Origin of the sequence: Pseudomonas hygromyciniae (assembly GCF_016925675.1) — a bacterium.
Lineage (GTDB): Bacteria > Pseudomonadota > Gammaproteobacteria > Pseudomonadales > Pseudomonadaceae > Aquipseudomonas > Aquipseudomonas hygromyciniae.
Map to the genome: position 1 here is coordinate 2,217,317 of NZ_CP070506.1, position 22,881 is coordinate 2,240,197.

Here is a 22,881-nt window from a genome sequence, read left to right on the forward strand (position 1 = left end):
ATGACCGCGCTCGCCTGCGCTAATTTTTCCCGTCTGGATTCGTTTTATAGGGACGACGTGCCTTTGTGCTTCCTGCCTATTGCTCCGGATCCCAAGAAATGAACGCTGAAGACTCCTTGAAACTTGCTCGCCGGTTTATCGGGTTGCCCCTGGAAAAACGCCAGATGTTCCTCCAGGCGCTGCAAAAAGAAGGGATCGACTTCTCGCGTTTTCCGATTCCGGCTCAGGTCGAGGCCGAGGATCGCCAGGCGTTGTCCTACGCCCAGCAGCGGATGTGGTTTCTCTGGCAACTGGATCCGGCCAGCGCAGCCTACAACCTGCCGGGCGCGGTGCGTCTGAAGGGACGTTTGAGCCTGGCGGCGATCGAGCAGGCGTTTGCCAGCTTGATCGCATGGCATGAAACCCTGCGCACAGTGTTCCAGCGCCAGGCCGATGAGCGCCTGTTGCAAGTGCCCTGCGAGCCTGTGTTGGCGATTGAACCTCTGGATCTTTGCAACTTGCCGCTGGCCGAGCGCGAACAGGCGGTGATGGCCGCCGCCACCGCGCAATCGCTGCAGCCCTTCGACTTGGCCACTGGCCCGCTGCTGCGTGTGCAATTGCTCAAGCTGGCCGAGCAGGAACATGTGTTGCTGTTGACCCTGCATCACATCGTCTCGGACGGCTGGTCGATGAACGTGCTGATCGACGAGTTCATCCGTTGCTATGACGCCTTTGAACGCCAGCAGTCGCCGCAACTGCCGGCCCTGCCGATCCAGTACAGCGACTACGCCCTGTGGCAGCGCCGCTGGCTGGAAGCCGGGGAGCAGGCGCGGCAACTGGATTACTGGCGTGAGCAACTGGGCGAGGAGCACCCGGTGCTGGAGTTGCCCCTGGACTTCCCACGCCCAGCGGTGGCCAGTCATCAGGGCCAGCGTTATGAGTTCGCGGTGCCGGCGCAGTTGGCCGAGGGCGCGCGCTTGCTGGCGCGCCAGCAGAACGTGTCGTTGTTCACCGTGTTGCTGGGCGCCTTCAAGATCCTGCTGTTTCGCTACACCGGCCAGACCGACCTGCGGGTGGGCGTGCCGATTGCCAACCGGCACCGGGGTGAAACCGAAGGCTTGATCGGCCTGTTCGTCAACACCCAGGTCATGGCCGCGCACGTCGATGGGCAGGCGCGGGCCAGTGACTTGCTGCAGGTGCTCAAGGACGTGGTCAATGGTGCCCAGGCCCACCAGGACCTGCCGTTCGAACGCCTGGTCGAGGCCCTCAAGCCAGAACGCAGCCTGAGCCACACGCCGCTGTTCCAGGTGCTGTACAACCACCAGCCGCAAGTGGCTGATCTTGAGGCGCTGGTGCTGGAATCCGGCCTGTCCCTGAGCCTGGTGGAGTGGCAAAGCCGCACCACCCAATTCGACCTGAGCCTCGACACCTGGGAGAAGGGCGGCAGCCTGCGCGCCGCGCTGACCTTCGCCACGGACCTGTTCACGCCCGCCACCATCGAACGCATGGCCCGCCATTGGAGCCACTTGCTGGGCGGCATGGTCGACAACGTGCAGCAGCGTGTGGCCGAGTTGCCCATGCTGGATGCTGCGGACTACCAGCAGCAGATCCATGACTGGAACGCCACCGCCTCTGAGTACCCGCAACAGCGCAGCATTCATCGACTGATCGCCGAGCAGGTGGAGCGCCAGCCCGACGCCCTGGCCCTGACCTATGGCGCCAAGACCCTGAGCTATCGCCAATTGGACCGCCAGGCCAATCAACTGGCGCACAAGCTGATCGAACTGGGCGTGGGCCCCGAAGTGCGGGTCGGCGTGGCCATGCAGCGTTCCGACGCGTTGATCGTCGCCTTGCTTGGCGTGCTCAAGGCCGGTGGTGCCTATGTGCCGCTGGACCCGGATTATCCCGCCGACCGTGTCGCCTACATGCTCGAAGACAGCCGCGCCCAGGTGCTGCTGACCGAAGCCGAGCTGCTCGCAGACTTGCCCGAGACCCAGGCCCAGGTGCTGTTGATGGATCACCTGGCCGACTACCCGCTGACGGCACCCGTCACGCAGGTCGAGCCCGGCAACCTGGCCTACGTGATCTACACCTCCGGGTCCACCGGCAAGCCCAAGGGCGTGGCGATTGCCCATGGCAACGTACTGGCGCTGATTCACTGGTCGCAGCAGGTCTACAGCCGTGAAGATATCCAGGGCGTGCTGGCCTCGACCTCAGTGTGTTTCGACCTGTCAGTGTGGGAAATTTTCGTCACCCTGGCCAACGGCGGCTCGCTGATCCTCGCGCGCAATGCCCTGGAACTGCCGGACTTGCCGGCCCGCGACCAGGTGCGCCTGATCAACACCGTGCCGTCGGCGATAAACGCCTTGCAGCGTGCCGGGCAGATCCCCGAGAGCGTGCGCATCGTCAACCTCGCGGGTGAGCCACTGAAGCAGTCGCTGGTCGATAGCCTCTATCAGCAGTCGTCGATCAAACAGGTCTATGACCTGTACGGCCCCTCCGAAGACACCACCTATTCCACCTGGACACCCCGCGAAGCCGGCGGCCAGCCATGCATTGGCCGGCCGTTGAGCAACACCCAGGGTTACATCCTCGATGCCGATTTGCAGCCCGTACCCACCGGGCCCGCTGCCGAGTTGCACCTGGCCGGTGCCGGGATCACCCGGGGCTATCTCGGCCAGGCAGCCTTGACCGCAGAAAAGTATGTGCCCAATCCGTTTTCCACCACCGGCGAGCGCCTGTATCGCACCGGCGACCTGACCCGTTACCGCCCTGACGGCGTCATCGAATACGTCGGGCGCATTGACCATCAGGTGAAGATCCGCGGCCTGCGTATTGAACTGGGGGAAATCGAGGCACGTCTGCTCAGCCACCCGCAGCTCAAGGAAGCGCTGGTGATCGCCCAGGATGGCCGGTTGCTGGTGGCCTATGTGGTGCCGGCGGCGATGCCGCAGGATCAAGCCGCGTTCGAACAAACCTTGCGCGCGCACCTGGCCGAAACCCTGCCCGAATACATGCTGCCCACGGTGATCATGGCCCTGGCGCAATTCCCCGCGACCCCCAACGGCAAGCTGGATCGCAAGGCCCTGCCACGGGCCGGCGAGGCCAAGGTGCAGGCGTTCAGCGCGCCTCAGGAGCCCCGGCAATTGCTGCTGGCCGGAATCTGGCAGGACATTCTGGGCCTGCCGCAGATCGGCCTGGATGACAACTTTTTCGAGCTGGGCGGCGACTCCATCGTGTCGATCCAGGTGGTCAGCCGCGCCCGTCAGGCCGGCCTGCAACTGGCGCCCAGCGACCTGTTCCGCCACCAGACCCTGCGCAGCCTGGCCGCTGCCGCCCGCGAAGTATCCACGCGGGCCATTGAGCAAGGACCGGCCCAGGGCCCGGTGTTGCTGACCCCGGTCCAACAATGGTTCTTTGCCCAGGATATTCCCGCCCGCCAGCACTGGAACCAGTCGCTGTTGCTCACCCCCCGTCAGTCGGTCAACGTCGCGGCACTGAGCGCCGCGTTGCAGGCGCTGGTGGCACAGCACGATGCCTTGCGCCTGCGTTTCGTCGAGCGGGGGGACGGCTGGGAGCAAGTACACGCGGAATCGGCCACGGTGGATTTGTGGCAGCGTCAGGCCGCCAGCGTCGAGGCCTTGCGCGAGCAGTGTGATCTCGCCCAGGCCAGCCTGGATCTGCAACACGGCCCGTTGATGCGGGCCCTGCTGGTGGACATGGCCGACGGCAGCCAGCGCCTGTTGCTGGTGCTGCATCACTTGGTGGTGGATGGGGTGTCCTGGCGTGTGCTGCTGGAAGATCTGCAGCGCGGTTACGCCCAGGGCGTGGCCGGCGAACCCCTGGTGTCGGCGCACCAGACCAGTGCCTACCAGCGGTGGGCCGCGCGCTTGGACGACTACAGCCGCAGCCCGGCGCTGCTGGCCGAGTTGCCGTACTGGCGCGAGCAAGTGCAGGGCGTGGCAACCGACTTGCCTCGGGATAATCCCCAGGGCCGGCAAACCCAGGCAGTGGCTGAGCATGTCCGCCTGCGCCTGGGCCGCGAACAGACCCGGCAACTGCTGCAACAGGCGCCTGCGGCCTACCGCACCCAGGTCAACGACCTGCTGCTGGCAGCCCTGGCGCGCACGATCTGCCAATGGACCGGCCAACCCTCGGCGCTGATCCAGCTGGAAGGCCATGGTCGCGAAGAACTGTTCGACGATATCGACCTGACCCGCACCCTGGGTTGGTTCACCAGCCTGTATCCGTTGCGCCTGACCCCCTGCGGCGAGCTGGGCGACACCCTCAAGGCGATCAAGGAGCAAGTGCGCCAGGTGCCCCACAAGGGCATTGGCTACGGCGTGCTGCGCTACGGCGCTGCGGCTGACGAGTTGGCGGCCCTGGCCCAGCCACGGATCACCTTCAATTACCTGGGGCAGTTCGACCAGCAGTTTGGCGAGGATGCGCTGTTCGTGCCGGCCAGCGAAGGCGGCGGCCAGGCCCAGAGCCTGGAGGCGCCCTTGGCCAACTGGCTGAGCGTGGAAGGGCGGGTATACGCCGGCGAGCTGGAACTGGACTGGAGCTTCAGTGGCGAAGTCTATCGGCGCCAGACCATCCAGGCCCTGGTGGATCACTGCGCCCAGACCTTGCACGCATTGATCGAACATTGCCTCGATCCACAACAGGGCGGCGCCACGCCTTCGGACTTTCCCTTGGTCAGACTCGACCAGGCGCAATTGGAAGGCCTGGGCCTGCCCCTGGCGCAGATCGAGGATCTCTATCCGCTGTCGCCGATGCAGCAGGGCATGCTGTTCCACAGCGCTTACGACGCCGGGGGCGGCGCCTATATCAACCAACTGCGCCTGACCATCGATGGCCTGGACGTGGAGCGGTTTGGCCACTGCTGGCAAGCGGTGCTGGAGCGCCATGAAGTACTGCGCGCACGGTTTGTCTGGGAAGGCCAGGCGCAGGCGTTGCAAGCGATCCAGCGCTCGGTGCAACTGCCCCTGACGGTGCTGGACCAGGCCCCCGACGACCTCGACGTATTGGCCCTTGAACAACGCGAACAAGGCTTCGATCTGCACCAGGCCCCCTTGTTGCGCCTGATGTTGGTGCCGCTGGCGGCCCAGCGTTATGAACTGATCTACACCAGCCATCACATCCTGATGGATGGCTGGAGCAACGCACAGTTGCTTGGTGAAGTCCTGCAACGTTACGCAGGGCAGGTGCCGGCGCCGGTCAGCGGGCGCTATGCCGACTATGTGGGCTGGCTGCAGGCCCAGGACGCTCACGCCAGCGAGCAGTTCTGGAGTACACAACTGCAAGCGCTGCCCGCGCCGACCCTGCTGGCCAACGCCTTGCCGACGCCGCACGCGGGCAGCGGTCATGCCAGTCACCACCTGCTGCTGGATGCCAGCACCACGGCGCGCCTTGGGGAATTTGCCCGGCACAACAAAGTCACCTTCAACACCCTGCTGCAAGCGGCATGGGCGATTTTGCTGCAACGTTATTGCGGCCAGCCGAGCGTGGCCTTTGGCGCTACGGTGGCCGGGCGTCCGGCCCATTTGCCGGGGATCGAGCAGCAAGTCGGGCTGTTTATCAATACATTGCCGATCATTTGCAGCCCGGATGCCACCGATAGCGTCGCCAACTGGCTGCAACAGGTGCAGGCGCACAGCGTGGCCCTGCGCGAGCACGAGCACACGCCGTTGTACGACATCCAGCGCTGGGCCGGGCAGCCCGGCAGCGCACTGTTCGACACCTTGCTGGTGTTCGAAAACTACCCGGTGTCCCAGGCGCTGCAAGCCGGTGCTCCCGCCGGCTTGAGCTTCAGCGGGCTGCACAACCATGAACAGACCAGCTATCCGCTGACCCTGGGCATCGAGCTGGGTGAAACCCTGAGCCTGGACTTCAGCTATGCCCGGGCCGACTTCTGCCCGCAGCAGATCCACACTATCGGCGCCAGCCTGCTGCAACTGCTGGAGCAGTTTGTCGAGGATAACGGCCAGGCACTGGGCAACCTGCGCCTGCGCGATCCAGCCTTGGAGCAAGGCGCAGTGCAGCCGGCACTCGACCCACTGCTGGCGCACCAGCGTATCGAACGCCGCGCCGCGGCGACCCCGGATGCCCTGGCCTTGATCAGCGGTGACGAGCGCTGGACCTATGCCGAACTCAACCAACGCGCCAACCGCCTTGCCCATCGCCTGCGCGAGCAGGGTGTGATGCCTGGCCAGCGCGTCGGGCTGGCGGTGCGTCGCGGTGGGGCGATGATTGCCAGCCTGCTGGCGATCCTCAAGGCGGGTGCCGCCTATGTGCCGCTGGACCCTGATTACCCGGCCCAGCGCCTGGCCTACATGATTGATGACAGCGCCATGGACTTGCTGCTGCGCCAACCCGGTGTGCTCGACGATGCCCTGGCCGATGCCCGCGTGCCGTGCCTGCTGCTCGACGGTTCGGAGCGCGACTACCCGTGTACCAACCTCGTCAACCTGGCGCTGGCCGAGCACCTGGCCTACGTGATCTACACCTCCGGCTCCACCGGGCAGCCCAAGGGCGTGTCCATCGCCCATGGCGCGCTGCGCGAGTTCTGCACGATAGCCGCCGAATACTCGCAACTCACCCCCGAGGAGCGGGTGCTGCAGTTCGCCACGTTCAGCTTCGACGGGTTTGTCGAGCAATGCTTCCCACCGTTGTGCGAAGGCGCCTGCCTGGTGCTGCGCGGTGACGACACCTGGGACACCGCGACCCTGTACGAGCAGATCATCGAGCACGGTGTGACCCTGGCCGACTTGCCGGCGGCGTACTGGTTCCTGCTGGCCCAGGACTGGGCCGCAGACCCGCAGCGCAGTCGCGGGCAATTGCGCCAGGTGCATGTGGGGGGCGAGGCAATGTCGGTGGAAGGGCTCAAGCTCTGGCATGCCGCAGGGCTTGGCGGCGTGCGCTTGCTCAACACCTATGGCCCGACCGAAGCCACGGTGGTGTCCAGCACCCACGTGTGCCAGTTGATGGATGCCGACGCGGCCAATGGCGTGCCGATTGGCCGTGCCTTGCCTGGGCGGGCGCTGTATGTGCTCGACCGCGACGCCAACCCGCTGCCCGATGACGTGGTCGGTGAGTTGTGCATCGCCGCGTGCGAGGGCTTGGCCCAGGGGTATCACCAGCGTCCGGCACTGACCGCCGAGCGTTTCATTCCCGACCCATTCGCCGCCGTGGCCGGCAGCCGCCTGTACCGCAGCGGCGACCTGGCGCGCCGGGACGCGGCGGGAGTGGTGCATTACTGCGGGCGGATCGACCATCAGGTGAAGATCCGTGGGTTCCGTATCGAACTCGGCGAAATCGAGTCGCGGCTGCTGCAACAACCCGGTGTACGTGACGCGGTGGTGCTGGCCCATCAGGGCGCAAGCGCCCAGCAACTGGTGGCCTATATTGTGCCGGCGCAGGCCGAGCCGGCCTTGCGCGAGCGGCTCAAGGCCAGCCTCAAGGCGAGCATGCCGGATTACATGGTGCCCACCTACTGGGTGCTGCTCGACCGCTTGCCACTGACCCCCAACGGCAAACTCGACCGCAAGGCTTTGCCTGCGCCGGACGCCAGCCTGTTGCAACACGATTACGTGGCACCGGTCACGGCGCTGCAACAGCAACTGGCGGCTATCTGGCAAACCGTGTTGAACCTGCCGCGCGTGGGGTTGAACGACAACTTCTTCGAGTTGGGCGGCGATTCGATCCTGTCGATGCAGGTTGTCAGCCGAGCCCGTCAGGCGGGCCTGCACTTCACCGCCAAGGCGCTGTTCGAGCAGCAGACCATTCAAGGCCTGGCCCACGTAACCCGCAGCGGCGATGGCTTGCCGAGCATCGACCAAGGGCCGGTAGCCGGTGGCATGCCGTTGCTGGCGGTACAGCAGGCGTTTTTTGACGAAGATATTCCCCAGCGCCAGCACTGGAACCAGTCCGTGCTGCTGACGCCCCAGCAGCCTTTGGACAGCGCACGACTTGCCCAGGCCTTGCAGGTGCTGGTCGCCCATCATGATGCGTTGCGCCTGAACTTTAAGCACGACGGCGAGCAGTGGGTTGCGAGCCACGGCGAGTCTTTGCACCTTGAGTTGTTGTGGCAGCACCGGGTCAGTACTGAAGCGCAACTGCAGGCCCTGGCCGACCAGGCCCAAGCCAGCCTGGACCTGCAACAAGGCCCGCTGCTGCGCGCGGTATTGTTCGATAAGGCCGATGGCAGCCAGCGCCTGCTGGTGATCATCCATCACTTGGTGGTCGATGGCGTGTCCTGGCGCATCCTCCTGCAAGATCTGCAAGCTGCTTACCGCCAGCCTGCCGCGGGTTTGCCGGCCAAGACCACCGCGTTCAAAACCTGGGCCGAGCAGTTGCAAGGGCTTGCCCGCAGCCCTGCGCTGCAAACCGAGATTGCGTTCTGGCAATCACTGGAGGCAACCGACAACCATCTGCCAGGCGCCAAGCCAGATGCCAGCCTGCGCAGTCGCGATGGCGTGACACTCAACACCCGCCTGGATGCCGACCTGACCCGGCGCCTGTTACAGGAGGCACCTGCGGCCTATCGCACCCAGGTCAATGACCTGCTGCTGACGGCATTGGCGCGGGTCATCACGGGCTGGACCGGGCGCCGCGAAGTATTGATCCAGCTCGAAGGCCACGGTCGTGAAGAGCTGTTCGACCATCAGGACCTGACCCGCACCGTGGGCTGGTTCACCAGCCTGTTCCCGGTACGCCTGGCACCTGCCGAGGCGCTGGGCGATTCGATCAAGCAGGTCAAGGAGCAACTGCGCGCCATTCCCAATCGGGGCGTAGGCTTTGGCGCCTTGCGTTACCTGGGCGACGCTGCCGTGCAGCAAACCCTTGCAGCACTGCCGGTGCCGCGTATTACCTTCAACTACCTGGGCCAGTTCGACAGCAGCCTCGAAGGCGGGCAAGCAGCTTTGTTCGTACCCAGTGGTGAACACGCCGGGCTGGAACAGCACCCGGATGCGCCACTGGGCAACTGGTTGACCCTCAACGGCCAGGTGTTCGACGGCGAGCTGTGCCTGGGCTGGACCTTCAGCCAGCAGATGTTCGACGCCGCGACCATCCAGCCACTGGCCGATGCCCTGGCCGTGGAACTCAAGGCGCTGATTGAGCATTGCACGACCCGTGGCGAACACGGCGTGACGCCGTCGGACTTCCCGCTGGCAGCGTTGACCCAGGTGCAAGTGGATACGCTGGCTGACGTGCCTGCAGCCATCGAGGACATTTATCCTCTGTCCGCCATGCAGCAAGGCATGTTGTTCCACAGCCTGCTGGAGCAGGGCGGTGGCGATTATGTCAACCAGATGCAGGTCGGCATCGATGGCCTCGATCCCGAACGCTTCCGTGCGGCGTGGCAGGCGGTGGTCGATGCTCACCCGATCCTGCGCACGGCCTTTGCCTGGCAGGGTGGTTTGCCGCAGCCGGTGCAGGTGGTGCACAAGCAGCTTGAAGTACCGTTCAGCGTGCTCGACTGGCGTGACCGCAACGATCAACCGGCGGCACTGCAAGCGCTGGCCGCTGCCGAGTTGGCCCAGGGCTTTGACTTGAACCAGCCCGGGCTGTTGCGCCTGGTGCTGGTGCGCCTGGATGAGCGTCGTAGCGAGCTGCTCTACACCCACCACCACATCCTGATGGATGGCTGGAGCAACTCCCAGCTGTTGGGCGAGGTGCTGCAACGCTACGACGGCCAGGTGCCGACGCCGTCGGTGGGGCGTTATCGCGATTACATCGCCTGGCTGCAACGCCAGGATCAACAGGCCGGGCAACAGTTCTGGAGCGCCAACCTGGCGGCACTGGAAGAGCCGACCTTGCTGGCCCAGGCGGTCAGCGCCCCGGGGCCGGCGCTTGGCAGTGGCCATGGCGATCATTACCTGACGCTGGATGTGGCGCAAACCCGCCGCCTGGGCGAGTTTGCCCGTCAGCAGAAAGTCACCCCCAACACCCTGGTGCAGGCCGCGTGGCTGCTGCTGTTGCAACGCTATACCGGGCAGGACAGCGTGGCCTTTGGCGCCACGGTTGCCGGTCGCCCGGCTGATCTTGCGGGTATCGAGCAGCAGGTTGGGCTGTTCATCAACACCTTGCCGGTGATTGCCAGCCCGCGCCCCGAGCAAACCGTCAGCCAATGGCTGCACGCCGTACAGGCGCAAAACCTGGCCCTGCGCGAGCATGAGCACACGCCGTTGTTCGATATCCAGCGCTGGGCCGGGCACAGCGGTGACGCGCTGTTCGACAGCTTGCTGGTGTTTGAAAACTACCCGGTGGCCGAAACCCTCAAGCGCGGTGCGCCCCAGGGGCTGGTGTTCGGTGAGGTACGCAGTGTCGAGCAGACCAACTACCCGCTGAGCCTGCTGGTCAGCCTGGGTGAGACCCTGACGGTGCATATGCGCTTTATCCAGGCGCATTTCAGCAAGGGCACCATCGATGAACTCAGCGAGCATTTCCGTCGCCTGCTGCTGGGCATGCTCGAGCAGCCCGGGCTGGCGCTGGGTGACTTGTCGATGCAAGGTGCGGCCCGTCAACGGCAGGTGGTCGCACAATGGAATCCGCCAGCGGTGGATTACCCGCGCGAGCAGTGCATTCATCAGTTGTTCGAGGCCCAGGTCGAGCGCGCCCCCGATGCCGTCGCCCTGGTATTTGGCCAACAGTCGCTGACCTACGGCGAGCTGAACCGCCAGGCCAACCAACTGGCCCACCGGCTGCTGGCCGAAGGTGTCGGGCCGGACCATCTGGTGGGGATTGCGGTGGAGCGTGGCTTGCCGATGATCATCAGCCTGCTGGCGATCCTCAAGGCCGGTGGCGCCTACGTGCCGCTGGACCCGGCGTACCCGGCCGATCGCCTGGCGTACATGATGCAAGACAGCGGCCTGCAGTTACTGATTACCCAGGCGCCGCTGCTCGGCGCGCTGCCGATTCCGGGCGGTGTGCAGGCCCTGGTGCTGGAGGGCGAGGCGGGCTGGTTCGCCGGTTATCCGAGCCACAATCCCCCCGCGTCGGCGGGGCCGGACAACCTGGCCTATGCGATCTACACCTCCGGTTCCACCGGCAAGCCCAAAGGCGTGATGGTGGCCCATGGCGCCCTCGGCAACTTCATTGCGAGCATGGCCCGCGAGCCGGGGCTTGCGGCGGGTGAACGGATCCTCTCGCTGACGACGTTCTCGTTCGACATCTTCGGCCTGGAGATCTACCTGCCGCTGACCGTCGGCGCCTGTGCGGTGCTGGTGGACAAAGACACCACCCTCGACCCGGACGCAATCCTCACCACTGTCGCGACCCAGCGCGTCAACACCCTGCAAGCCACGCCCTCGACCTGGCGCATGTTGCTCGACAGCCCGCAGGTGGCGGCATTGCAAGGCTGCACCTTGCTCTGCGGTGGCGAAGCCCTGGCCGATGAACTGGCGACACGCATGCTTGCCCTCGGCGGCGCGGTGTGGAACCTCTACGGGCCGACCGAAACCACCATCTGGTCGGCCGCCCATCGCCTCGACGGCCAGCCATGGCTGGGCCGGCCCATCGACAATACCGCGTTGTACATCCTCAGCCAGGACGGCGCGCTGGCCCCGGTCGGCGTGCCCGGCGAGCTGTTGATCGGCGGCGATGGCCTGGCGCGTGGCTACTTCCAGCGCCCTGGTCTGACTGCCGAGCGTTTCCTGCCGGACCCATTCGGTGCCCCCGGCCAGCGCCTGTACCGCACCGGCGACCTGGCGCGTTATCGCGTCGAAGGGGTGATCGAGTACCTCGGGCGCCTGGACCACCAGGTGAAAATCCGTGGTTTCCGGATCGAGCTGGGGGAAATCGAGGCGCGCATCCAGGCCCAGGACACGGTGCGCGAAGCAGCCGTGGTCGCGCTCGACGGCCCCAGCGGACCACAACTGGTGGGCTATGTGGTGCTCGCCGAACCTACCGATAGCACCGAACAACACGCAGCGTTGCGCGAGTCGATCAAGGCCGGCCTCAAGCAGCACCTGGCCGACTACATGGTCCCGACACACCTGGTGTTTGTCCCACAGATGCCCCTGACCCCCAACGGCAAGCTGGATCGCAAGGCCTTGCCCGCCCCGGACGTCAGCCAGATGCAACAGGCCTATGTAGCGCCGGTTTCGCCGCTTGAGCAGCAGTTGGCCGACATCTGGCAGGACGTGCTCAAGGTCGAGCGCGTGGGGCTTGGCGACAACTTCTTCGACCTGGGCGGGCATTCCCTGCAAGTGGTGGTGATGCTGTCCCGCGTGCGGGCGGTGCTTGGGGTGGACGTGGCGGTGAAGGACTTTTATGCCCAGGGCAGCCTTGGGGCCTTGGCCCAAACGTTGGCCGGCGCGGTCCAGGGCGATGACTTTGACCTGATCTTCGATGCTCTCGATGAGCTGGAGCAGGAAAACCTGGAGGCAAGCAATGCTTAACAAAACCGCGGAACTGGTGGCGCGCATCAAGGACTTGAGCGCACCCAAGCGCGCGCAACTGTTCAGCAAGCTGGAACAACAGGGCGTCAATGTCGCGCGTTTTCCGATTGTGCCAGCGAGCGAAACCGGGCCTCAGCAACTGTCGTATGCCCAACAGCGGCAATGGTTTCTCTGGCAGTTCGACCCCCAGGGCAGTGCCTATAACATCAGTGCGGCACTGCGCTTGAAGGGTGAGCTGGATGTGGAGGCGCTGCAATCGAGCCTGTCGCAGGTGCTGGCGCGCCATGAAGGGTTGCGCGCCGGGTTTGTGCAACAAGATGAGCAGGTGCGTTGCATTATCCGGCCCATCGAAGCGCTGGAACTCGCGGTAGAGGCGGCGGCGGGCGACTCCGAGTCTGCCATCAAGGCCTTTGTCCAGGCGCAGAGCAGCCAGCCGTTCGATCTGCAACACGATCTGCTGCTGCGTGCCGCAGTGTTGCGCCTGGCGGACGATGAGCATGTGCTGGTGCTGACGTTGCACCACATCATCACCGATGGCTGGTCGATGCAGATCATGATCGATGAGCTGCTGGCGCTGTACATCGCCCAGGTCACGGGCACGTCTTGTGAGTTGCCGGCGCCGGTCATTCAATACGCCGACTATGCCGCCTGGCAACGACAGTGGCTGGAGGCTGGGGAAGGGCGTCGGCAGCTGGATTATTGGCGCGGCAAACTGGGCAGCGAGCACGTTTTGCTTGAGCTACCGGTGGATCGCCCACGCCTGGCGCCGCCGGACCAGCGCGGTGCGACCCTGCCGCTGGCGTTGGGCCGCGCCTTGAGCGACGGCCTCAAAGGCTTGGCGCAGCAGCAAGGGGTGAGTCCGTTCATGCTGTTGCTGGCGTCGTTCCAGGTACTGTTGCATCGCTACAGCGGCCAGTCGGATATCCGGGTCGGCGTACCCACCGCCAACCGCAACCGGGCCGAGACGGAGCGGGTCATCGGCTTTTTCGTCAACACCCAGGTGATGCAGGCCACGCTCGACAGCCAGCAGCCGTTTGCGGACTTTGTGCAAACCGTCAAGGCGGCCGCCCACGAGGCCCAGACCTGGCAGGACTTGCCGTTCGAGCAATTGGTGGAGGCGCTGCAACCCGAGCGTAATAGTCTGCACACGCCGTTGTTCCAGGTCATGTTCAACCACCAGATGGAAGCGGGGCGGTTTGCCGATGGCCAGCCCTTGGGGGGGCTGCTGTGTACCCCCGTCGACTCGGAAAACCTCAGTGCGCCGTTCGACCTGACCCTCAACACCTTCGACGGCCCCGACGGCCTGTCGGCGGCGCTGACCTATGCCACCGATATCTTTGACGCCTCGACCGTCGAGCGCATGGCGCGGCACTGGCAGGCCTTGTTGCAGGGCATGGTCGATGATCCCCGGCAGCGCATCGGCCAATTGCCGATGCTCAGCGCCGCCGAACAACACCTGGCGCTGCAAACCTGGAACGCCAGCGCCGCCGACTACCCCCCGTGACAGCGCCATCCACCAGTTGATCGAGGCCCAGGCCGCCCGCACCCCGGATGCGCTGGCGTTGGTGTTTGATGGGCAATCGCTGACCTTTGCCCAGCTCAACCAGCAGGCCAACCGCCTGGCTCATCGCCTGATCGAAAGCGGTGTGGGCCCGGATGTGCTGGTGGGCATTGCGGTGCAGCGCAGTGTTGACCTGGTGGTCGGGCTGCTGGCGATTCTCAAGGCCGGCGGCGCCTATATCCCGCTGGATCCGGCGTACCCCGAGGATCGCCTGGCCTACATGATGCAAGACAGCGGCCTGGCCCTGCTGCTGACCCAGGCACCGTTGCTCGCGCGCTTGCCGATCCCGGCCGGGGTCACTTCGCTGGCCCTGGACCAGCCGGGTGCGTGGCTCGATGGCTACAGCGTGGAAAACCCGCTGCCGCGCAGCACCGCCGAACACTTGGCCTATGTGATTTACACCTCCGGCTCCACGGGTAAACCCAAAGGGGTGATGGTGCGCCATGGCGCCCTGACCAATTTCGTGTGCAGCATGGCCCGCCAGCCGGGGCTGGACGCCCATGATCGGTTGCTGTCGCTGACCACCTTTTCGTTCGACATTTTCGGCCTGGAAATCTACGGGCCGCTGCTGGTCGGCGCCACCCTGATGTTGACCGGGCAGGACATCAATCTCGACCCGCAAGCCTTGCTCACCCTGGTCAAACAGCAGCGCATCAGCGTGTTGCAAGCCACGCCTTCCACGTGGCGCATGCTGCTCGATCACCCCCAGGCCGATGCCCTCAAGGGCTGCAAGCTATTGTGCGGCGGCGAAGCACTGCCCCTGGAGCTGGCGACCCGCCTTTTGGCGCACTCGCCCCAGGTGTGGAACCTCTACGGGCCGACCGAAACCACCATCTGGTCGGCGCAGTACCCACTCGCGCCAACCCAGCCACAGCCGTGGCTCGGCGGGCCGATTGCCAATACCCGCCTGTCTATCCTCGACGATAACCTGGCACCGGTAGCGGTCGGGGTCACCGGCGAGTTGTTGATTGGCGGCGACGGCCTGGCGCGGGGTTATTTCCAGCGCCCGGCACTCACCGCCGAGCGCTTCCTGCCCGATCCATTCGGCGCTCCCGGTGCGCGCCTGTATCGCAGCGGCGACCTGGCGCGCTACCGCGCGGATGGGGTGATCGAGTACATCGGTCGGGTGGATCACCAGGTGAAGATCCGTGGGTTGCGGATCGAACTGGGGGAAATTGAAGCGCGTTTGCTGGAGCAACCGCAGGTGCGCGAAGCGGCCGTGGTGGTGCGGGACGTCGCAGGCCATCCGCAGTTGGTGGCGTACGTGGTCGCCATGCAAACGGTGAGCGATGAGCAGGCTCTGCGTGACGCCTGCAAGCGTCAGCTCAAGGGCGACCTGCCGGAGTACATGGTGCCCAGCCATTGGATGTTCCTTGATAGCCTGCCGCTGACCCCCAACGGCAAGCTCGACCGCAAGGTGTTGCCGGCGCCGGATGCCAGTGCCTTGCAGCAGCACTACATCGCGCCGCGCAACGCTCTGGAGCAGCAGATCGCCGAGGTCTGGCAACAGGTGCTGGGCCTGGAGCAGGTGGGGGTGAGCGACAACTTCTTCGAGTTGGGCGGGCACTCGTTGCTGGCCACCCAGGTGATCGCGCGGCTCAAGCCCATCCTGGCCAGTAGCCCGGGTTTGCGTGACCTGTTCAATGCTCCGGTGCTGGAAGACTTTGCCGCCTTGCTGGCAAGTCGCTCGGCCGCGCCAGCGGCGCAGATTGCCTTGCACGCCCATGGCCCGCGCAGCACGGCGCCCTTGTCCCTGGCCCAACGCCGCTTGTGGGTAGCCGAGCAGTTTTCAGCCGGCAACGGCGCGTATGGCATGCCGTTGGCGTTGCGCTTGCGGGGCGAAGTCTCGGTGCCGTTGCTGATTGAAAGCCTCAAGTGCGTGGTGCAACGCCATGAGGTGCTGCGCACCGCTTATGTCGCCGACGATGACGGCGATCCCCTGGCGCTGATCGCGCCTGACGTGAATGTGGACTTCGCCCTGGTCGACCTGTCGCACATGGCCCGGATCGAACAGGAGGCCCAGGTCGCCCAGGCCACCCTGGACAACACCCGCCGCCCGATCAACCTGGCACAGGCGCCGTTGTTCCGTGGGCAGATCCTGCGCCTGGGCGCCTATGAACATGTGCTGCTGTATTCGATGCACCACATCATCTCCGATGGTTGGTCGATGGCGGTGCTGGTGGGTGAGCTGGTGCAGCACTACGCCGCGCTCAAGCAGGGGCGTGGCATCGATCTGCCGCCGCTGCCGGTGCAATACAGCGACTACGCCCAATGGCAGTTGGAGTTGGAACAGTCCGGGGTGTTGCAGCAACAGGCCGGCTACTGGAAGGACGCCCTGGCCGGTCACCCTGGGCAACTGCTGCTACCGACAGACTTTGCGCGGCCGCCGATGCCGTCCTTCGAGGGCTCCAGCGAGTCATTCAGCGTGCCGCCGGCGTTGGGCGAGGCACTGAAAAGCCTGTGCGCACGCCAGGGTGTCACGCCTTACACCACGTTGTTGGCCGCATTCCAGGTGTTGCTGCACCGCCTCAGCGCCAGCGACGACCTGCTGGTGGGCGCCGATGTGGCGGGGCGTCAGCATGCCGAGCTGGAAGGCCTGATTGGTTTCTTCGTCAACATCCTGCCCCTGCGTTCGCGCTTCGACGCCAAGGCGCGGTTCAGCGATTTCCTCGCTGCTGCCCGGGAAACCACGCTTACGGCCTTCGAGCACCAGGACCTGCCCCTGGACATGATCGCCGAAGCCAGCAACGTGCCGCGTCACAAGGGCTTCAACCCCTTGGTGCAAGTGCTGTTCGTGATGAACAACCTGCCAGTGCACAGTGCGGGCTTGGCCGACATTGCGGTGGAAATGGTGCCCAGCCTGGGCGGTTATTCCAAGTTCGATATGGCGCTGTTTATCGACGAAGAGGACGGGCAGTGGCAAGGCACCTGGCAGTACGCCAATGACTTATTCAAACAAGAGCGCATCACCGAACTTGTGAGCGCCTGGATGGGAATTCTTCAACAGATTGTCATGGATCCAGACATCCGATTAGGGGACATCATCATGCCGTCGAATACCGCTGTTGCTCCTGCTGCACCTGCCAGCCCGAAGGCCGACAAGCTGGGCAAGTTCCTCAAGAAGCCGTCGAGCCCGGTGGCCAGGGCCCCGTTGCCGGTCATGCGTGAATCGCTGTTGAACGCCGACCAGGTGTTCCCGTTGCTGATGGAGCCCAACGATTCGGGGCTCGACCTGGTGACCTGGGTCCAGGCCAATCGCGCCCTGGTCGAAGAGAAACTCGCTCGGCACGCGGGGATCCTGTTCCGTGGCTTTGCCATGCGCGACATCCACGACTTCGAGGCCTTTGCCGAAGCGGTCCAGCCGGGCCTGTACGGCCAGTACGGCGACTTGCCGAAGAAAGAGGGCGGCAAGAACACCTACCGCTCCACGCCTTACCCGGAAAAGAAAATGATCCTGTTCCACAACGAGAGCTCGCACCAGGATCGTTGGCCGCGCAAGCAACTGTTCTTCTGTGAACAACCGTCGCCCGTGGGCGGGGCCACGCCGGTGGTCGATTGCCGGCTGATGTACCAGCGCCTACCGCAGGCGTTGCGCGATACCTTCGAGAGCAAGGGCCTGCTGTATGTGCGCACCTTCGCCGACAAGCTCGACGTGTCCTGGCAGCACTTCTTCAAGACTGAAGATCGTGCCCAGGTCGAGCAGCGCTGCGCCCTGGCCGGTATCCAGTGGACCTGGCTGGACAACGACGAGCTGCAAATCCGTACCCCGTGCCCGGCGATCATCACTCACCCGACCACCGGCGAAAAAACCTTCTTCAACCAGGTGCAACTGCACCATATCTACTGCCTGGACCCCGACGTGCGCGATGACCTGCTGGGCCTGTTCGGCGCCGAGCGCATGCCGCGCCACGTGTATTACGGCGACGGCAGCCCGATTGAAGACGCGGTGATGCAGCAACTGGGCGAACTCTACGAGGCCTGCGCGGTGCGCTTTGACTGGCGCAAGGGCGACGTGATCCTGCTGGACAACATGCTCGCCGCCCACGCCCGCGACCCTTTTGAAGGCCCGCGCAAAATCGTCGTGGCCATGGGCGAAATGATCGAACGGCGCGACCTGGAAACGGTAGCGCCCTCCACATGTATGCAAACGGAAGGGACTGACGCATGAGTACGCTTAACGATGCAGGCCTGGCGCTGCTCGCCGAACAGCAACAGCGGGTGCTGGACGCCCAGGACGGCGCGAGCTGGGGCGATATCGCGCACCTGCTGACGATCCAGATCAGCGGCGCACTCGACGTGCCACGCCTGCAAGCGGCTTTAAGCGGTTTGCGTCAACGGCACACTGTGCTAGCCGCTCGTTTGGCGAACGCCCCTGGTTACCGTGGACTGCGGCAGTTCTTTGCTGGTGGAGCGGCGAATGAGGCATTGACGGTGGATGAGGCCAGCGACACGGCGCAGGTCTTGGCGCTGTGGTGCCAGCGCCCGGTGAGCCTGGCGTCCGGGATGTTTTTCGAGGGCCTGTTGCAGCGTATCGACACCCAGCAGTGGCAACTGACCCTGGGCCTGGCGGGTTTTGTCGGCGATCAGGCGAGCCTGGGGATTCTCTATCAAGACCTGTGTGCGGCCTATGAGCAGGGCAGTTGCAGTGTGGACGAGGAACTGGGGCAGTTTTCCCAGTACCTGGAATGGCACGCAGAAGTGGTGCTGGACGAAGACGCGCACACTGCCAAAGCCTATTGGCAAGCCTACCTGCCGGGAGCGGGCGCACTGGCACCAGACTTGCCGGGCCGCTACGCCAATACCGTGCAGGGCAACGCTGCTGGGCAGTCCTTGAGCAGCGACCTCGACCCGGGTGTGTTGGCGCGCCTGGGCTCGCTCGCCACCCAGCACGACATCCAAGTGACCACGCTCTTGCAAGCCGCGTGGTGGGTGCTGCTGGCGCGGATCAGCGGCCGCGAAGGGTTTGTCGCTGGCCTGCGGCATGACGCACGTCAGGACTATGAGTTCTTTGCGCCGACCGTGGGCCTGCTGGAAAGAACCCTGGCGCTGAACCTCAACCTGGCGCCGACGGCCTCGTTCAGCAGCGTATTGGCGCAGTTGGCGGGCGTGCTGGACAGCCATGGCACCTGGCAGGAATATGCGCCGCTCGACGCTGGCCTGCCGCTGACCCATGGCTTTGGCGTGCGCCAGCAACCGGCCCCGCGTACGCTGGGCACCAGCACCTGGCGCTGCGCCTACCGTGCGGATAGTCGGCCGCTGTTCGAACTGGCGTTGACCGTCCGTGTGGAGGAGGGCGGTGCCGTCACTGGCCTGTCGTTGGACTATGCTGCGGCCGTGTACAGCCAGGCTGCGATGCAGACGCTGCTGGCGCAGTATCAAGTGCTGCTGGCCAGTTTGCTTGAGCAGCCGGAGGCAGCTATCGCCACCCTGAGTCTTTTGGGTGAGGCGGAACGCCAACGCCTATTGGCCTTAAACCCAGCGCCGCAAGTGCTGGAAGAGCGGGTGCTGTTGCCCGAGCATATTCGCAACTGGGCCGAAATCACCCCGGATGCAGTGGCGCTGGTCGCGGGCGATCAAGCATTGACCTATGCCGAGCTGGAGGGCGGCGTGCGTCAACTGGCCAGTCGTCTGCGCGAGCATGGCGTGACCGCGGGGAGCATCGTCGCCCTGGCCTTGCCGCGTGGTGTGGCGCAGGTGCAGACCATTCTCGCCGCCTGGCGCACAGGTGCCGCCTACCTGCCCCTGGACCCGAGCTGGCCGGCGGCGCGCCAGGCGCAACTGGTGGAACAGGCTGGTGCGCAACTGCTCGTCACCCAGGGCACGGCGCCGGCTGCTTTTGGCTGCGCGGTGCTGGACCTCGATCAACCGCTGCAGCAGCCATTGCCGGAAGGGCCCAGCGCCAACCTGCAAGGCCACGACGCGGCTTACGTGCTGTTTACTTCCGGCACCACCGGGGTGCCCAAGGGCGTGGTGGTGGAGCATCGGCAATTGCTCAACTATGTCGCGGGTGTCAGCAGTGAACTGGACCTGGCCGCCTGCCGGCACTTCGCCCAGGGCTCCACGGTCGCCGCAGACCTGGGCAATACCAGCCTGTTCGGCGCGCTGTACAACGGCGCCACCTTGCATATCGCTGAGGAAGCCACGATGCAGGATCCCGAGGCCTTTGCAGCGTTCATCCAGACCCAGGGCATCGACTGCCTGAAGATCGTGCCGTCCCATCTCGCCGCCTTGCTCGAGGCGCCGCAGCCGCAAGTACCGGCCACTCTGATCCTCGGCGGTGAAGCGATCGGCCAGGGGTTGGTGGAACGCATTTTCAAGCTGCGTCCCGATTGCCGCCTGTTCAACCACTACGGCCCCACCGAAACCACCGTCGGCGTCGCAGTGCATGCCATCAGCCCGCACGACTTGCAGCAACTGGGCATTCCTCTGACTCAGGTCCTGCCCAACAATCAGTTGTTCATCCTCAACGAGGGCCAGCAACTGGTGGCCAGCGGTGAACTGGGTGAGCTGTACATCGGCGGGCAGCAATTGTGCCGTGGCTATCTCAACGACCCGGCGCAGACCGACGCAGCGTTTATCAGCAGCCCGTTTGCCCCAGGCGAGCGCCTCTACCGCAGCGGCGACCTGGCCCGCTACCTGCCCCAAGGCGGTATTGCGCTGTGTGGCCGGCGCGACCACCAGGTGAAAGTGCGCGGGTTCCGTGTCGAACTGGCAGAGATCGAACAATGCCTGCTGCGCGCCCCTGGGGTGAGCGAAGCCGTGGTGGTGCTGGCGCAGGATGAGCCGGTAGCCTTTGTACTGCCAAGCCAGGACGCGCCTGCCGAGTGGCTGCAAACCCTCAAGCAGCACATGACCGAGCACTTGCCGGCGGTGATGGTTCCGCGTCAGTACCACGTGGTGCAGCACATGCCGCGCCTGGGCAATGGCAAAGTCGACCGCCAGGCCTTGCAGCGCCTGGAACTGATCGAAGAAGACGACAGCTTCGTCGAACCACAGGATGCCCTCGAGGCCCTGCTGGCCAGCCGCATGGCCCAGTTGCTGGGGCGCGAACGCCTGAGCCGCGATCGCGACTTCTTTGCCGCTGGCGGCCATTCGCTGCTGGTGATCAAGTTGGTGGCGGGGATTCGCAAACTGCTGCACTGCGAAGTCCACCCAGGCATCGTGTTCGACCACCCAAGCCCCGGGGCACTGGCCCAGGCCCTGCGTGCCCAGGAAGACAGTCCCGGCCAACTGGAGAAACTGGCCCAGGCACGTTTGCGCCTGGATGCATTGAGTCCAGAGGAGAAGGCCGCATTGCTGGACAGGGCGCGCCAACAGGCGGCGGTGCAGAGCTAAGGCAGTGGCGGGCGCTGGCGATTAGTCAGCGCCCGCAGTTTTTATGTTGTTGCGAGCGATTCTCATAAATTGTAGTCTAGCGCCCCCTATGTGTGCCCTGCACACGGATGCTCATGGAGTGTGCATTTGGATCATCTGGATCGGTTGTTTCGCCTCTACCATCGCGAACTGCAGCAGATTGCCTACCGGCGCCTCGGTGACCGGGAAATGGCGGCCGACCTCATGCAGGACACGTTCGTGCGCTACGTCGGTCTCGACCGGAAGCAGCGTACCCATACCATCACCAATCCGCGATTTTTCCTGATTCGCGTTATGCGCAACCTGATCATCGACCTGGGCCGTAGCCGTACGCGGCGTGGGCCTGTGGATTCGCTGGAAGATGTGCAGCACGAGCTTCTCGACCCGTGCCCGGGCCCCGCCGCACTGGTGGAAATGCGCCAGCAACTGCAACTGTTGCAACAGGCGCTGGGAGAATTGTCCGAAAACAGCCGCCAAGCCTTGCTGCTCAACCGCCTCGACGGCTTGGGTCATGCGGCGATTGCCACGCAACTCGGGGTGTCTCCCAGCATGGTCAGCAAATACATCATGAGCGCGGTGCTGCATTGCGCCCGGCGTCTTGGGATGACCGAGTGACGCTGAATAAACCTTCGCCACTGTTGACCGAGCAAGCATTGCAATGGCTGGTCGACCTGCATTCGGGCACCGCCGAGGCACCCACGTGGGAGGCCTACCTGCAGTGGTGCGAAACTTCGCCCGAACACCAGCGCGCTGCCGATGCGGCGGAACGGTTGTGGGAGAGCCTGGGCAGCGCGCTGGAGCGTCCACCCGAATCGTCACGCCGCTTGCTGCAACTGGGGCTGGTCGTCGCGTTGGGCCTGGCCGGCGGTTTGTCCTGGCAGGCCGAACAACACGGCTGGATGGCGGACCAAGTGACCGGCCTGGGCGAGCACCGCCGCGTCACGCTGGCCGATGGCTCACACCTGGAGCTGGCGCCGCACACCCGCGTGGACATCGACATGCAAGGTGATCGCCGGGTGCTACATCTCTATACCGGCGAGCTTTTCGTCCAGGTTGCCCCCGATACCCAGCGCCCATTCGAAGTCCGCGCCGGCCGTGGCAGCTTGCGCGCGCTGGGCACCGGCTTCGACGTGCGGCGCGAGGGCGAACAAGTACGCATGGTCGTCACCGAACACACGGTACGCGTGACATTGGACGACGACCCGCAGACCACCGACGTCGCAGCCGGGCAGGCCGTGCAATACGGCCCGGACGGCCTCTCACGCAGCCAACCGGTCGACGTCAGCACCGCCACCGCCTGGCGCCGCGACAAACTGGTCTTCAACCGCCAACCCCTGGGCGAGGTGCTGGAGCAACTCGGTCGCTACCATCGCGGCGTGATCTGGGTCCGCGACAACAGCCTGCGCGACCTGCCCGTGACCGGCATCATCGCCACCGACGACACCGACGCCCAACTGAAACTGCTGCAACGCACGCTGCCACTACGCGTGCGCCTGCTGCCATGGCTGACCGTAATCGAACGCGACGACTCACCGCGCCAGTAACTCCGGGTTTAAAAAATACACTTGCCGCCACTGTCGGGTT

Annotated in this window: 6 protein-coding genes; all 6 read left to right on the plus strand. The window is 64.9% G+C overall.

Annotated features, from left to right (window positions below; translation table 11 throughout):
* The first annotated feature begins 98 nt into the window (after positions 1–98).
* Positions 99–12,383 carry a non-ribosomal peptide synthase/polyketide synthase gene (locus tag JTY93_RS09905; protein ID WP_205478412.1) on the plus strand — a complete coding sequence of 4,095 codons (12,285 nt, stop codon included), beginning with the start codon at positions 99–101 and terminating at the stop codon, positions 12,381–12,383.
* Positions 12,376–13,887 (plus strand): condensation domain-containing protein, encoded by a 1,512-nt coding sequence (locus tag JTY93_RS09910; RefSeq protein WP_205519002.1) that lies wholly within the window; start codon positions 12,376–12,378, stop codon positions 13,885–13,887. The genes JTY93_RS09905 and JTY93_RS09910 overlap by 8 nt, the downstream gene beginning before the upstream one ends.
* Positions 13,784–18,112, plus strand: a complete 4,329-nt coding sequence (locus JTY93_RS09915; protein ID WP_205519003.1) for a non-ribosomal peptide synthetase — start codon at positions 13,784–13,786, stop codon at positions 18,110–18,112. The genes JTY93_RS09910 and JTY93_RS09915 overlap by 104 nt, the downstream gene beginning before the upstream one ends.
* Complete coding sequence (locus JTY93_RS09920) at positions 18,109–21,279, plus strand: non-ribosomal peptide synthetase (protein WP_205478419.1); 3,171 nt, start codon at positions 18,109–18,111, stop codon at positions 21,277–21,279. Before JTY93_RS09915 ends, JTY93_RS09920 begins: the two co-directional genes overlap by 4 nt.
* A 126-nt stretch (positions 21,280–21,405) precedes the next feature.
* Positions 21,406–21,912, plus strand: a complete 507-nt coding sequence (locus JTY93_RS09925) for an RNA polymerase sigma factor (protein WP_205478422.1) — start codon at positions 21,406–21,408, stop codon at positions 21,910–21,912.
* Positions 21,909–22,841: a FecR family protein gene (locus tag JTY93_RS09930; RefSeq protein ID WP_205478424.1), complete on the plus strand. Its 933-nt coding sequence runs from the start codon at positions 21,909–21,911 to the stop codon at positions 22,839–22,841. Before JTY93_RS09925 ends, JTY93_RS09930 begins: the two co-directional genes overlap by 4 nt.
* Positions 22,842–22,881 lie beyond the last annotated feature (40 nt).

Bases quoted from the DNA above. Each gene is read 5' to 3' on its own strand.
- JTY93_RS09915 (WP_205519003.1), top strand. From the start codon at position 13,784: ATGATCCCCGGCAGCGCATCGGCCAATTGCCGATGCTCAGCGCCGCCG.
- JTY93_RS09920 (WP_205478419.1), top strand. From the start codon at position 18,109: ATGAGTACGCTTAACGATGCAGGCCTGGCGCTGCTCGCCGAACAGCAA.
- JTY93_RS09910 (WP_205519002.1), top strand. From the start codon at position 12,376: ATGCTTAACAAAACCGCGGAACTGGTGGCGCGCATCAAGGACTTGAGC.
- JTY93_RS09905 (WP_205478412.1), top strand. From the start codon at position 99: ATGAACGCTGAAGACTCCTTGAAACTTGCTCGCCGGTTTATCGGGTTG.